A 15,461-nucleotide genomic window follows, 5' to 3' on the forward strand; every position below is an offset into this window, starting at 1 on the left:
TTGATCGACAGTAGGCTTAATGGAAAACCTATACTTATTGGTGGGGTGACAGACCGAGGAGTAGTGGCTTCTTGTAGTTATGAGGCGCGCCAGTTTGGGGTGCATTCTGCCATGCCCATGAAGCTTGCCAAGCAGCTTTGTCCGGAGGCAATACAGATAAAGGGTAACACTTATACCTACACCCAAAAGTCGGAAGAGGTAACACAGATTGTAAAGGAGGCAGTGCCTTTATATGAAAAGACATCTATTGATGAATTTTATGTAGACCTGTCGGGCATGGATAAGTTTTACAACAGCTATAAGATAGCCAGTGAGCTTCGTGCTAAAATCACTGAAGATACAGGCTTGCCCATTTCATTTGGCTTATCAGAAAATAAGACGGTATCTAAAATAGCTACCGGAGAAGCAAAACCAAATAACCAGAAAAAAATAGAATATGGATTAGAGAAACCTTTTTTAGCACCATTGTCGGTAAAGAAGATTCCTATGGTAGGAGATAAGACTTTTCAGGTTTTGTGCGGGTTGGGTATCAAGCGTATAGAGACTATACAGCAGATGCCGGTAGAACTGATGGAAAAGGTGCTGGGAAAGAATGGTATTTCTATCTGGCGTAAGGCTAATGGCATTGACAACTCAGCGGTAGAGCCTTATTCTGAGCGTAAGTCAATTTCTACAGAGCGCACGTTTGATAGGGATACCACGGATATGGTGAAGCTGAAAGCTATTATGCTGGCCATGGCAGAGAATCTGGCTTTTCAGCTGCGCAGAGGGCAGAAGCTTACCTCTTGCGTAACTGTGAAAGTCCGGTATTCTGATTTTAATACCTACACTTTGCAGAACAGGATTTCCTATACATCAGCTGATCATATGCTTATCCCTAAAGTGTTGGAACTCTTTGATAAGCTGTACAATAAGCGATTGTTAATACGATTAATAGGCGTGCGTTTTAGTCACCTGGTGAATGGTGGTTATCAGATTAATCTTTTTGAAGATGCTACTGAGATGATCAATCTTTATCATGCTATGGATAAGATAAGAGATAAACATGGTGATAGGATAGTAATGCGTGCGGCAGGCATAGAAGCTAAAACGATAAGTAGGTTTAATCCTTTTACAGGGGAGCCACCACCGCTTTTGGCTAATCGAAGAGCTTAATTTAATACGTCATTGCGAACGTAGTGAAGCAATCTAAAGCAAGAGATTGCCACGGTTGTTTCACTTCCTCGCAATGACGAAAACCAAAATAATATGTACCTCAATACTCACTCATCATACAGTTTTAAACATGGGGTAATAAATCCCAAAGAGCTATTGGCTCAGGCGGAACATTATGGTGTTGCTGCTATGGCACTTACGGATATTAATTCTACTTCAGGGAGCTTGATTTTTGTTAGAGAAGCGCAAAAATGCAATGTAAAACCTGTTTTAGGAATTGACTTTAGAAACGGTGCTAATCAGCAATTTGTAGGCATAGCAAAGAACAATAAAGGATTCCAGGAGTTGAATGAGCTACTTTCTTATCACCTGCATAATAATATACCCATACCTGAAAAAGCACCTTTTTTCAAAAATGCGTTTGTTATCTATCCGTTTAATAAAGCAACTTTTAAGTTGCGTAAAAATGAATTTGTAGGCATAAAACCTTCTAATTTCTCTAAACTATGGAACTCTCCACGGAAGAATCAGCCGGAAAAGCTTGTTGCTTTTTCATCTATAACTTTCCGTCATAAAAGAGATTTTAATACACACAGACTGCTTCGTGCTATTGATAACAATACATTGCTCAGTAAACTTCCCAAAACAGAGGAAGGGAGTGAAAATGATCGGTTTCTATCACCTGATCAGTTAAAGGAAGTCTATACTGATTATCCTTATTTGCTAAAAAATGCTGAGATGCTACTTGATCAATGCAATATCCATTTTAATTTCTCTACTGATATACCACAAAATCTTAAAACTTATACAGGCTCTGAAGATCAGGATTTTAAGCTTTTGAGAAGGCTTTGTTTGCGAGGTATGCCTTACAGATATCCACAGGGTAGCCTTGAAATCATGCGCAGACTGGTAAAAGAGCTGCAGATTATCAAACAAAAGAAGTTTGTATCCTATTTTCTCATCAACTGCAAAATCATCAATTACGCCCGAAAAAGGAAGTATTACTATGTGGGTAGAGGAAGTGGAGCTAATAGCATTGTTGCCTATCTGTTGCGCATTACTGATGTAGACCCTATTGAGCTCGATCTGTATTTTGAACGGTTTATCAATCTTTACCGCCAAAATCCTCCTGATTTTGATATAGACTTTTCATCACGAGATCGTGATGATGTTACCAGATTCATTTTTGAATACTTTAATAAAAAATCACCTAATGGCGTGGCTCTTTTGGCCACTTTTAGCACATTCAAAGCAAAAGCCACCATAAGAGAGCTGGGGAAGGTTTTTGGCCTTCCTGCTCATGAGATAGAGAAAATGGCAGAAGGAGGGCAGCCTTCCGATGCTATGGCGGCCACTGTGTTGAAGTATAGCAGCTATATTGCCAATTTACCCAGTCATTTGAGTATTCATGCAGGTGGTGTACTTATTGCTAATCGCCCTATTCAATACTTTACGGCTACCAGTTTGCCTCCTAAGGGCTTTCCTACTACACATTTTGATATGCACCTTGCTGAAGATGTTGGACTTTATAAGTTTGATATATTGGCGCAAAGAGGCCTTGGTAAAATCAAAGACTGCCTTGCACTGATAAAAGAAAACTGCCCTGATGCTCCTGATATTGATATTCATGACTTTAAATCATTAAAGAAGGATCCACGAATCAAAGAGCTTTTGCGTGAAGCTCAGGCTATAGGGTGCTTTTATGTGGAATCTCCGGCCATGCGTATGCTATTGAGAAAGCTAAGAGCTGATGAATACCTTGGTTTGGTAGCAGCCAGCTCGATTATACGTCCTGGTGTGGCTAAATCCGGAATGATGCGGCAGTATATTGTAAGGTTTAGAGAGCCAGAACGTAGAAATGATGCTCATCCTGTGCTTCGTGATATTATGCCTGATACTTATGGCATTATGGTCTATCAGGAAGATGTGATTAAAGTAGCACACCATTTTGCTGGTTTGGATTTAGGGGAGGCTGATGTGCTTAGAAGGGGGATGTCAGGTAAGTTCAGGTCAAGGGATGAGTTTCAGCAGGTTAAAGAGAAGTTTTTTAGTAACTGCCTTGAGAAGAAGTATAGCCGAGAGATAACGGCTGATGTTTGGCGTCAGATTGAAAGTTTTGCTGGTTATGCTTTTGCCAAGGGGCATTCTGCTTCGTATGCTGTAGAAAGCTATCAGAGCCTATTTCTAAAAGCTTATTTTCCGTTGGAGTATATGGTGGCCACAATTAATAATGGTGGTGGCTTTTACCGGGTAGAACTCTATGTGCATGAAGCAAGAATGCATGGAGCAGAGATATTTCCTCCATGTGTTAATAAAAGCGCCTATGACACAAGAATCTATGGCAAAGACATTTATTTAGGGTTTGGACTGGTATTGGATTTAGAGGTGAGAGTGATTGAACGATTGGTTGCAGATCGTGAACGTCAGGGTAAATATGTGAGCTTGGAAGATTTTGTGAGCAGGGTAGAAATATCCCTTGAGCAGCTGACTCTTTTAATCAGGGTAGGTGCGTTTCGCTTCACAGGAGTTAATAAGAAAGAACTGTTATGGAAGGCGCATTTTTTACTTGGTAATAAGCAAAAGCCACCTGTGAGTACGCCACTTTTTAAGGTTGATTATAAGCGATTTATGATTCCTAAGTTAAGTGTTAGTTTAATGGAGGATGCGTTTGATGAGATGGAGCTTATAGGCTTCCCCTTGTGTCATCCATTCAGTCTGTTAGATGGAGATTTTAAAAGTACACTGTGTACCAAGGACCTTAAGCGCCAGGTTGGAAAAGTGATCACAATTCTGGGCTATTTGATTGCCATTAAAAACACGAGCACTTCAAAAGGAAAGCGTATGAACTTCGGCACTTTCATTGACCTCGAAGGTCAGTTTATCGACACGGTACACTTTCCACCCACTGCCGAGCGGTGGCCATTTCGTGGGCGCGGTGTCTATACCATTACCGGAAAGGTGGTAGAGGAGTATGATTTCCCCTCCATAGAAGTGATGATGATGGAGAAAGAACGGTATATCGATGACCCGAGATACTTCGTGAATTCAGGAAATGAACTAAATATTTAATGTTTAGACTATGAAGTTATCACCGGGAGTGTATAAGTTGCGAGGTGGGTATCCCTTACCTGAACACTACTATTTAAGAGTTCAGTACATTGGAAAAACCATCTATTACGATATTAATGCTGGTGCACCATCTATGGCGCAGGATTACAACGATATACCAATAGAGGGTTATGAGATTGTAAAGAAGATAACACGACCAATAATTAAAAAGGCTGAGATTATGATATTTTGGACTGATCATGAAGGCGATGAATTTTGTTATGCAGCTAATGACATTCGCGTTTTACGAGAATTTCTTAAATCATACCCTGAAATTGCGAGAGCTATTGGGTCTAAAAAATATTAGTCATCTAATCGAAAAGAGGTAATTCTAATTCGGGGTACTCCTGTTTTTCTTGAGCCTTTGGGACATCTCCTAAGCCATTTTTACCTCTAAGTTGACCTACAGGATATATTGTTAATTCATGTTGAGGATATGGCTTAATCAATGATTTGATAAATTCTTTATCTGATTCATTTTGGATATCATGTAGCCATTCTAGTTTCGACTCATGTGGCATTATGTTGAGCATTCTTGGATTGTTGGCATCCCTATTATGAACTTTTGCCAACGCTTCATTTGCAACTGTAGTAACTATAGAAACAGTGTTCTTGACTTCTCCTGTTTCTTTATCTACCCATTCTTCCCATAAGCCCGACATGTACATGGGTAACTGATTCTTAAACTCTATATAGTACGGAATCTTTCTTTTTCCACTCTTATCTGCCCAGTAATGCTCATAATAGCCGCTTAGCACTACTAAACATCTTTTATTCTTTGCAGCAGCTCTAAACGAAGGTTTTTCAAAGATTGTTTCGCCTCTAGCATTAAGAGTTTGGTTAGATAATTTAATTGCGGACTGTTTATCCTTGACCCAAAAAGGGATTAATCCCCAGTCAAAGAATTGTAATTCTTCTGGGTTATCAGCAGTGATAACGCCTAATTTTTTATGACTGAAACCAGAAGTATAATAATACTCAAATGATTTAGTATCCGGACGATTTCTTTCAGCTTGTTCGAGTTTTAATTCAAGGAATTTTAATTCTTTTTCATCAGCACCCTGTTTTCGAGCCATGCTAATTTGTCTTCTGTAGTTTGTTGCAGCATCGTAGCACATGGGAATAAGTTATTTAAATTTAGTTATTTAGACAATATCAACCTGTGAATAGATTTGCAGGTGTTATTAAATTACAGTTATGCTTTCAATTATTTTATTACACTTACTCATCACTGCTTTCACCCCTCAACTCAATGATGTCTATCTTCCTATTGATGTTATTGACCGTACGTCCGTTTATGAAATAGCACTAACTGAAATTGGTGAATTTGGGCTAAATAGAAAAGCCAGACCCTCAATTCCTGGGCATTTACACGCTGGCATAGATATCAAACGCCCTAACAAAAACTATTTAGACGAGCCTATTTATTCTATTGCGGAAGGTGTGGTAATTAGTAAGAGGGAAGATGGACCTTACGCGCAATTAATTATTGAGCATAATATTAATGGGCAGTATTTTTGGACTGTATATGAACACATTGCAGGCATCAAGGTTGATCTTCATCAGCCAGTAAGTTCTAGCAATCCTATAGCCAGATTTTTCAATCGTGGGGAGCTGGGAAGGCATGGCTGGCAATTTGACCATTTTCATTTTGAAATATTGAAGGTACGACCCGTTCAAATACACTCGCAAGCCACTCTTCCAGAAAGGCTATATAAATCTTACACTTTGGATTGCCATACAGAGGAAAAACTAAACAGTCTGTTTTACAATCCTTTATCATTTTTTGCAGAAAGACTTTAATATATTATTGAATAAGCAGGCTTTATCTTACTATTTTTGAATACTTATATGCTTTCAAAACCTTAACCAACTCACCTATGAACCGCCTGTTGATTCTATGTATTAGTACACTTGTTTTTTTTGGCTGTAGTAGTGATTCTACAGAACAGAGAATTGATGACTTTAGCAGCCCTAAAAATCTATTTGTAGATCATATTAACTCATTTACTGGCGGTGTTATTTCCGTAGGTAGTGATATCAGGGTTAAATTAACGAGAAGCATTCCAGATAGTCTGGTTGGTACTTCTTTGGAGGATATTTTTAGCTTTTCTCCGAGCATAGAAGGCTCCACTTCTTGGGGGGACAATAGAACCGTGGTTTTTCAGCCAGCCAGCAGGCTGGCAAGCGATCAAAGGTATGAGGCTATTGTTAATCTTGAGCCGCTGATTCCTGGTATTGATAAGGATAAGGAAGAGTTTAAATTCATATTTCAGACTTTGGTCCAAAACTTTGAGACTAGGATAGAAGGTATAAAGCTTTACAATGCCACTGACTTAAGTAAGGTAAAAATTGAAGGTAGTCTGCAAACTGCAGATATCGTTGATTTCGAGGATGTTAAGAAGACAGTTTCTGCTAAACAGTCAGGTAAAACATTAAATGTAGTTTGGGGTGCAGGTTTAGATAATAGCTATGCTTTCACCGTTGAGAATGTAACTCGAAGTGAATCTGAAGGTGAGGTTGTACTATCTATTGATGGTGAGGCGATTAACGTTGATAAAAATGAAGATTTAGAAGTTGAAATTCCTTCATTAAGTGATTATAAAGTTATTTCCAGCAGAATAGTAAGAGGCGAGGAGAATTACATCTCGGTGCTGTTTTCTGATCCTCTGGATGCTCGACAAAATTTAACCGGATTAGTATCTCTTTCAGGAACGAGTCGCCAACGTATGGTGGTGGATCTTAATGAGTTAAAGATTTATCCAACCAGCACAATCACAACCCAGGCAAAGCTTACCATAAATACTGGTGTTAAAAATGTTGCGGGTTACCAGTTGAAGGAAGATTATACTACTACACTACAGTTCACGCAGATCAAACCGGAGGTGAGGTTGGTTGATGGAAATGAAAAATCAATTTTACCTAATTCAAAAGGACTTGTACTTCCGTTTGAGGCGGTAGGACTTAATGCTGTAGATGTGACAGTGATCAGAATATTTGAAGATAACATGCTTCAATATTTGCAAGTGAACGGTTTGGGGGGCCAAAACCAATTAAGCAGAGTAGGGCGTCCAATTGCCAAAAAGACGATTCCTCTGAACACAAGTGGTGTTACGAATCTGAATGCCTGGAACCGTTTTACGCTGGATTTACATGATATATTAACAACTGAACCCGGGGCATTTTATCAAATTCAAATTGGGTTCCAAAAGCGTCATTCTCTTTACTTCTGTTCTGATAATGAAGACATAGCCACTTTAGATGAGGATATGGAAGAGTGGGGGCCCGAGGATGAAGGTTCTTACTGGGATAGTTACGAATACTATTATAATCCAGACTATAACTGGGAAGAGCGAGATAACCCTTGTAGCAACTCTTATTATGGTAAACGCAGAAGCATCAGTAAAATGCTTATGGCCTCAGATTTTGGTTTAATTGCCAAAAGACGTGATAATGGCGATTTATCTGTTTTTGTCACCAATCTGGTGAATACCTCACCAATGAGTGGTGTTACTTTTGAAGTATATGATTATCAGCAGCAGCTTATAGCTAGTGGTAAGTCAGATGGAGAAGGAAAGGCTAAAATCAAAGTAACAGGGCGACCTTTCGCTTTAGTAGCAAAGAAAGATGAGCAGCGGGGGTATTTAAAATTGGATGATGGCTCTTCGCTTTCATTAAGCAACTTCAATGTGTCAGGCAATGAGGTGCAAAAAGGCCTCAAAGGCTTTATTTATGGAGAAAGAGGCGTATGGCGACCTGCTGATACTGTTCACCTTGGATTTATTCTTGAAGATTTAACTAAAACACTTCCTAAAAACCATCCTGTTGTAATGGAACTCTACAATCCTGCAGGGCAATTGTCTGCAAGGAAGATCAGCAGTGAAGCCGTTGGCAGTATGTATCGTTTTGACTTCAAAACTGATGCAGAGGCTCCTACAGGCAACTGGCGTGCGCTAGCTAAAGTTGGTGGCGCATCATTTGAGAAACAAGTTAAAATTGAAGCCATTAAACCAAACAGGCTAAAAATTAATCTGACATTTGATAAAGATAGATTTACGGCCAATGACAAATTCGTATCAGGAGATTTGAATGTGCGCTGGTTGAGCGGAGCCAAGGCCAATGGTCTAAAGGCTGAGTACGAGTTACTGCTCCGCCCTGTTAAAACAACATTTGATAAGTACCCTAACTTCAGCTTCGATGATCAGGCTAAATACTTCTACAGTGAGCGTGAACTGATTTTCGAAGGAAAAGTGGATAGTGAGGGTTATGCAAAGCTGAATATGGAATTGGGAGGTGCAGAAGATGCTCCTGGAGCGTTAATGGCTAACTTATATGGCAAGGTCTATGAAGAAGGTGGTGATTTTAGCATCAGCAGTACTTCCATTCCTTATTATCCATACACGTCATATGTAGGTATTAAAGCACCTGAAGGTGATAAAAGAGGTATCCTCCTTACGGATGAGGACCATGAAGTGAGAATCGCTACGGTAGATGCTAATGGCAATCCTGCTAGCCGTCAAGGCCTCAAAGTGGAGCTTTATAAGCTGAATTGGAAATGGTGGTGGGACAACTCCTATGACAATATCAGTAATTATGTGGGTAGGTCTTACCGTGAGCCTGTTTCCTCGGGAACAATAAGTACTCAAAACGGATCTGGGAAATACGACTTAAGGATCAACTATCCTGACTGGGGCCGCTATTATCTTAAAGTTGAAGACCCTAACAGCGGGCACAGCTCAGGACAAATTGTTTATCTTGACTGGCCTGGATGGGCAGGTAAAGGCAAGCGAGGAGAACTTGACGGAGCTACCATGCTTGATTTTGCAATTGAAAAAGACGAGTATAAGGTAGGTGAGAAGATCACACTTTCTATTCCTTCTACTAAAGGAAATAGAATTCTGGTGAGTCTTGAAACTGGCAGTGAGGTTTTACAGACTTTCTGGGTAGAAACCGAGGAGACCAACACCAACATCGCTTTTGATGCCACAGCAGCCATGGCTCCAAATGTTTATGCGCACCTGACCATGGTTCAGCCGCATGGACAAACTTCTAACGATTTACCTATTAGGCTTTATGGAGTCCAGTCTATCAAAGTGGTTGACGCAGAAACGCAATTGACTCCTGTCATTTCAATGCCAAAAGAGCTACGTCCTGAGCAGACTTTCGATATTGAGATTTCTGAAAAATCTGGTCGTGCCATGGCTTATACAGTAGCAATGGTAGATGAAGGTTTATTAGACATCACCAATTACAAAACACCAAAACCATGGGATAGCTTCTTTGCCCGTGAGGCTCTGGGTATCAAAACATGGGATGTTTATGATGATGTTATGGGCGCTTTCTCAGGCAAAATGGATTATCTACTGGCCGTTGGTGGTGATGGAGAGTTGAAGCCTAAGGAAGAAAAGGAAGCCAACAGGTTTAAGCCTGTTGTTAAATATTTAGGGCCATTTTACTTGGAGAAAGGGAAAACCAAAAAGCATACTATCCAGATGCCGCAGTACATAGGCAGTGTAAAAACAATGGTAATTGCAGCATCGGAAGGTGCTTATGGTAGTGCAGATGTAGCTACGCCAGTTAAACAGCCATTAATGGTGCTTGCTACATTACCAAGAGTAGCCGGGCCAGGTGAAACTATGAAGCTCCCGGTCAATATTTTCGCTTTGGAGGATAATGTAAAGGATGTCTCCATTGCAGTAGAAGTGTCAGGAACTTTAACCTTAAGTGGAGCTAAAACATCAAATGTGAAATTTACCAAGTCAGGAGATAAGGTGGCTTACTTTGATATTAAAGCTAAGGAAGCCTTAGGTGTTGGTAAAGTTAAGGTGACGGCCATTTCAGGAAGCATTAAGGCTTCTTATGATATTGAGATGAATGTGGTGCCTCGTAACCCGGTAACAATAGATATCGCAGATAAGGTGATAGCCAATGGCGCAGATTGGGATTATAGTTACAGTCCTATGGGTATGCTGGGTGAAAATAGCGCTTATGTAGAAATAAGCTCATTGCCTTCATTAAATATAGAGCAGCGTTTGGGTTATCTGATCAGGTATCCACATGGCTGTATCGAGCAGACCACTTCTTCAGTTTTTGCTCAACTGTTCCTTAACAAATTGATGACGCTTGCTGAAGATGAGAATAAGGAGGTGCAGCGAAATATAGAAGCAGCTATCACCAGACTCAAAACTTTCCAGTTGACTTCAGGAGGATTTTCCTATTGGCCGGGCAATGATTACCCTAACAATTGGGGAACTAACTATGCAGGTCATTTCCTGGTAGAAGCTAAGAAAGCTGGTTATTTAGTACCAGAAGGTATGCTGTCAAGTTGGGTAGGCTTCCAGTCTCAGAAAGCCGATGCATGGGGCACATTGAGTACCGATGAAGATAACGATCTCATCCAGGCTTACAGACTTTATACATTGGCTGTGGCTGGCAGTCCTGCTATGGGAGCTATGAACAGAATGAAAGAGAATGGCAAGGTGAGACGAGAGGCCAAATGGCGACTCGCATTGGCTTATGCAGCTTCAGGTTACGATGATCAGGCCAAGAAACTCATTGAAGGACTTTCTATAGAAGCAGATAGTACTTTAAGGGATTATCGCTATTCATTTGGTTCTGACACAAGGAACAAAGCCATGATTTTGGAGACTTTGTCAGAGCTGGATCAGAAGGAGAAAGCTTTTGAAGTTATGATGGACATCGCTAAAGAAATGGGCAATAAGGATAAGTGGATGAGTACACAAACTACAGCCTACTGTTTTATTGCCATTGCGAAATATGCTGAAGGTTTTGGTATGGACAAGGAAACCAATACCACAGTAGATATTGCTGGTAAATCAACTACTATTGAGGGCAAGGATTTTATAAATCAGGTGGTTGTAGAATCTCCGAACAAGAAATCAGTCATTAAAATCAGCAACAAAGGTGATGCGCCAGTATTTGCAAGGGTCATAAGAACGGGGATACCATTAGAAGGTACCGAGGAAACTATTAACAGAAATATCAATTTTTCTGTGTCTTACACGGATATGAAGGGCAATCCGGTGGATCTATCCTCATTGACTCAGGGTACTAACTTTAAAGCCACTGTAAAAGTGACAAACCCAGGTTTAAATGGGGTTTATAATGAATTGGCTTTAACCCAAATCTTTCCTTCAGGTTGGGAGATCATTAATACCAGACTTGATGGCTCGGCTTCTGAGAATACTAAAGCCGAATATATAGACATACGTGATGATAGAACGATGCATTACTTTGATCTTAAGCCTAATGAATCTGCAAGCTTTGAAGTATTGTTAAATGCTGCTTATCAGGGTGATTATTACTTGCCTTCAATCAGCGTTGAAGCCATGTATGACAATTCGATATTTGCCAATAAGCCAGGCAGATGGGTCAAAGTGCAGAAGTAATTGAATTTTAGAAATAGAAGATTTTTGAAGATTGGGAAAGCAGGTGGCATAATGCTACTTGCTTTCCTGATTTTATTTCTTTTCATACCACTTCCTGATCCGCTTTTCGATGTTCCATATACCACAACTCTTAAATCTGAAGACGGAACTCTTTTAAGTGCCGCTATTGCTGATGATCAGCAGTGGCGCTTTCCTGTTTCTGATTCTATACCAGCGAAGCTCGAATCGGCACTTTTGCTTTTCGAAGATGAGTATTTCTACTATCATCCTGGGGTAAATCCAGTATCACTTTTCAGAGCCGCAAGACAGAACTATAACGCTGGCAGAACCGTCAGTGGAGGTAGCACATTGACAATGCAAACGGTGCGTATGGCTTTGGGTAATCAGCCCAGAACTTATACGCAGAAGCTTCTGGAAATGGCTATTGCTCTTAAATTGGAGCTCTTCTATAAAAAATCATCTATCCTGAAGGAATATGTAGATCATGCGCCATACGGTGGCAATATTGTGGGAATAAGTGCCGCTTCCTATCGGTTCTTTGGCAGACCACCTCATCAACTTTCATGGGCCGAGGCAGCTACGTTGGCAATTTTACCTAATAACCCGGGCTCCATCTTTCCCGGTAAAAACCAAAACATCTTCTTGCAGAAGAGGGATCAACTGCTTGATAAAATTCATGATCGGGGACTGATTGATGAGGATGAGTTGTTTTTGGCAAAACAGGAACCTTTGCCCGGAAGTATCAAGCCTATTCCAAATAAAGCCTACCATTTGCTTTATCGTGCCATGGGTGAAGGACTGAAAGGTAAGGATGTAAGATCTACATTGGATACACGCCTTCAGGTAGCGGTAGATAAATTAGTCAATGAGCATAGTAAAGGCTTAGCCTTCAATCAAATTCATAATGCCGCAGCCATTGTTTTAGATATTAAGTCAGGCAACACCCTGGCTTATGTAGGCAATTCAAACGCATCGGGTACACATGGCCAGCATGTTGACATTATTACTTCCCGAAGAAGCCCGGGAAGCCTTCTTAAGCCTTTCTTATATGCCGCTGCACTGGATGAAAGCCTTATTGCTCCCCATGAGTTACTACCAGATGTGCCTGTGTTTTATAAAGGTTTTGCACCTAAGAATTTTGATAAGGAGTATAGGGGAGCAGTACCAGCAGATGATGCATTAATCAGTTCCTTAAATGTGCCATTTGTCCATTTGCTGATTGAATACGGTTATGAAAAGTTTCACCAGAAGTTAAAACAGCTAGGTTTAAATGCTTTTGATCAGCCTGCAAGTCATTATGGTCTGTCAATGATTTTGGGAGGTGCTGAAACCACCTTGTGGGAGCTGACTTCTGTATATGCTGGAATGGCCAGGAGCCTTGATAATTACAAAGAAAGGCCGATAGGCAAAGGTTATTCAACTCAGGATTATCATTACAATCATTACCTGAAAGCAGATGACGTTGATGAGGTTTCACTGGCAGCTGATGGTTTTTTAAGAGCCCCTTCAATAAGATTTACTTTTGAAGCCATGCAGAAACTGAACAGACCAGATGAGGAGAGTGGATGGCAGCAGTTTCAGTCTTCAAGGCAAATTGCATGGAAAACAGGCACAAGCTATGGTTTTAGAGATGGGTGGGCCATTGGATTGAACAATGACCATGTGATAGGAGTGTGGGTAGGCAATGCAGATGGAGAAGGACGTCCTGGTTTAACGGGAGTGTCAGCGGCAGCGCCATTACTCTTCAGGCTTTTTGATTTGGTGGATGGTAATGTTGATCTGGGTGAGCCCTTTGGTGTGGCGAGAGATATCTGTACTGAAAGCGGAATGTTAGCTTCGAAACACTGCCTTTCAACCAAATCAATTCAATTGCCAGATTACCTGCTAAAAACAGAAAGCTGTGCATTCCACACCTTGCTGCATTTGGACAAGCAGGGTAAATATCAGGTAAATAATACCTGTTACAATGTTTCTGATATTGTTCAGCAACCGTGGTTTGTCCTTCCTCCAGTGCAGGCCTGGTATTACCGGAAGTTTCACCCTAATTATAAAAAACAGCCACCGTTTATGTCGGGATGCATACAAGTTGATAGCAAAACTCATTTTGAACTGATTTATCCAAACCAATTTACCAAAGTAAAAATTCCTTTGGAGCAGAGCGGGGAGAAGGGGTTTTCAATATTTGAGGCAGCCCACCAAAACATGAATGCTGTGGTGTATTGGCACCTTGATGATCAATACTTAGGTTATACAGAAGGCACACACCAAAAGGGGATACAGGCTGATGTTGGCTTGCATACCATCACGCTTGTTGATGAGTTTGGAAATGAGATTACCCAGCGGTTTGAGGTGATTGAGTGAGTTTGATTCTGCCTAAGGTTCAGCTGTTAGGTTTATGTTCTATTTCCACCAAGCCACTTTGTTTCGATTGTCATCGTCATAATCTTCCCAACCATATTGTCGAATTTCATTTTTGAATTCAAAGTAGCATTTGCATTCATCCATCTCACCAAATTCTTTGTAAAGATCATCTCGAAAAGGAAGTTTATTGTGGGTTCCACTTGGCATAAATGTGAATATGCATTCTCTCGATATGTTTGAGTTATTTCTAATCCAAGTTCCGACAAACATGTTATTGTATTCTCGAAAGTCACCAGATGCTGCCCAGAATATGTCTGGAATTTTGTCTTTGATTATAAATGTGATTGCTCCAATACCAATAAATTTTCCATCACCCTCTTTGTCTCCTGGTTCGTTCAATTCATATTCAAATGTTAAAATGTTCGCCATCCAAGTAGTTTTATATGCACCTATAAGTTTAATGGTTCCATTAAGGTTTCTGATATTAGAGCCAAGCTTACTTTTACCAATTACCTTATAACTATCATTAGATTGTTTCGATACCTCCAAATGAAAATCAATTCTTCTGTTTTTTGGGCCAAATACCCCAACGTAAGTTGACCAAATATCTCCTTCAAATCTTAACTGATTAGATAGTATCTTGGAGTAGTCATACTGAAAATATTCTCCAATGTCCAGTAGGTCAAATTGACTTTCCACATATTTACTTTGCCATTTTAAGGATATCTCAGGTACTTGAGCATAAAGGTTGTATACCAAGAGAGTTAATGTTACGATTAATATGTTTTGCATTCTAGAGACCAATTTAGTCTAACGCCACTGTAAGGCTCGTTTGTTTACTTATTTTGCAGGTTATAAAACTAGCACTACTTGGGTTTAGAACCTAGCCACACAAAATGCAACTTGAAGCACCCCGTCCTTGTAGTAATGCACAAATTTAGAGAGGAAAGTAGATTTGAATTGCCAGCCTAAAACATGCGGGCTAATCGCACCCAGACATTTAAGGACTTCCAAGGTGAAGTCCAAATGTGCTTTTATGGAGTGCTACATGTCTTTATTTTCTTTCAATCTATTGTATTCTGCTATTATTTGAGGCATCATTTCATACTTGATAGTGTTGACATCTTTGTAAGGAGAATCAGAGGGAAAATCTTTTACAATATCTTCAAGCAAAGCATTAAACTTTTTTTTCTTGGAATAAACTATCCATAATTTCTCAGAGTCTTGTTTTGTTAAAATGAATGTTTCGACCTTTGTACTGGAACCTTGAGACATACCATATCCACCTGGCATTGGTGAACCTCCATAAGTTATTCTGCAGAAATTTTTTAAAAGAATTATTGAGCCTACTTCTAAAACTTGTGCAAATCCATATGAAACAGGTTGTCCACGTAGCAGTTCGAAGTCTCGGATAACAATAAAGCTATC

Annotated in this window: 9 protein-coding genes; 6 read left to right on the forward strand and 3 right to left on the reverse strand. The window is 40.1% G+C overall.

What is annotated here, in order from left to right:
- The 3 genes from E1140_RS07095 to E1140_RS07105 all read left to right on the forward strand — a co-directional run.
- Positions 1-1,155, forward strand: a 1,155-nt coding sequence (locus tag E1140_RS07095) for a DNA polymerase Y family protein (protein ID WP_425482005.1), incomplete at its 5' end; no start/stop codon positions are given.
- A gap of 93 nt (positions 1,156-1,248) precedes the next feature.
- A complete protein-coding gene (locus tag E1140_RS07100; protein ID WP_155180886.1) occupies positions 1,249-4,224 on the forward strand; it encodes a DNA polymerase III subunit alpha in 2,976 nt (991 codons plus the stop codon).
- 10 nt (positions 4,225-4,234) lie between these two features.
- A complete protein-coding gene (locus tag E1140_RS07105; protein WP_155180889.1) occupies positions 4,235-4,570 on the forward strand; it encodes a hypothetical protein in 336 nt (111 codons plus the stop codon).
- A 4-nt stretch (positions 4,571-4,574) separates the two neighbouring features.
- Here the strand turns inward: E1140_RS07105 and E1140_RS07110 are convergent, their stop codons facing one another.
- Positions 4,575-5,381 (reverse strand): SOS response-associated peptidase, encoded by an 807-nt coding sequence (locus E1140_RS07110; protein ID WP_155180892.1) that lies wholly within the window; start codon positions 5,379-5,381, stop codon positions 4,575-4,577.
- Positions 5,382-5,460: 79 nt separating this feature from the next.
- Between E1140_RS07110 and E1140_RS07115 the strand changes: the two genes are divergently transcribed.
- From E1140_RS07115 to pbpC, 3 genes are all read left to right on the forward strand, one after another.
- Positions 5,461-6,066, forward strand: coding sequence for a M23 family metallopeptidase (locus E1140_RS07115; RefSeq protein WP_155180895.1), 606 nt, complete (start codon positions 5,461-5,463; stop codon positions 6,064-6,066).
- Positions 6,067-6,143: 77 nt separating this feature from the next.
- The gene (locus tag E1140_RS07120; RefSeq protein WP_155180898.1) at positions 6,144-11,672 is read left to right on the forward strand and encodes an alpha-2-macroglobulin family protein; all 5,529 of its coding nucleotides are present in this window, start codon (positions 6,144-6,146) and stop codon (positions 11,670-11,672) included.
- Positions 11,673-14,033: a penicillin-binding protein 1C gene (pbpC, locus tag E1140_RS07125; RefSeq protein WP_221412652.1), complete on the forward strand. Its 2,361-nt coding sequence runs from the start codon at positions 11,673-11,675 to the stop codon at positions 14,031-14,033.
- Positions 14,034-14,072: 39 nt separating this feature from the next.
- On the opposite strand, the gene E1140_RS07130 is transcribed toward pbpC, so the two are convergent.
- The gene (locus E1140_RS07130; protein WP_155180904.1) at positions 14,073-14,825 is read right to left on the reverse strand and encodes a hypothetical protein; all 753 of its coding nucleotides are present in this window, start codon (positions 14,823-14,825) and stop codon (positions 14,073-14,075) included.
- Positions 14,826-15,077: 252 nt separating this feature from the next.
- The coding region (locus E1140_RS21420) for a hypothetical protein (RefSeq protein ID WP_185153469.1) at positions 15,078-15,461 on the reverse strand (384 nt) is incomplete at its 5' end.

The sequence above is a fragment of the Fulvivirga lutimaris genome (assembly GCF_009711525.1).
GTDB classification, from domain to species: Bacteria; Bacteroidota; Bacteroidia; order Cytophagales; family Cyclobacteriaceae; genus Fulvivirga; species Fulvivirga lutimaris.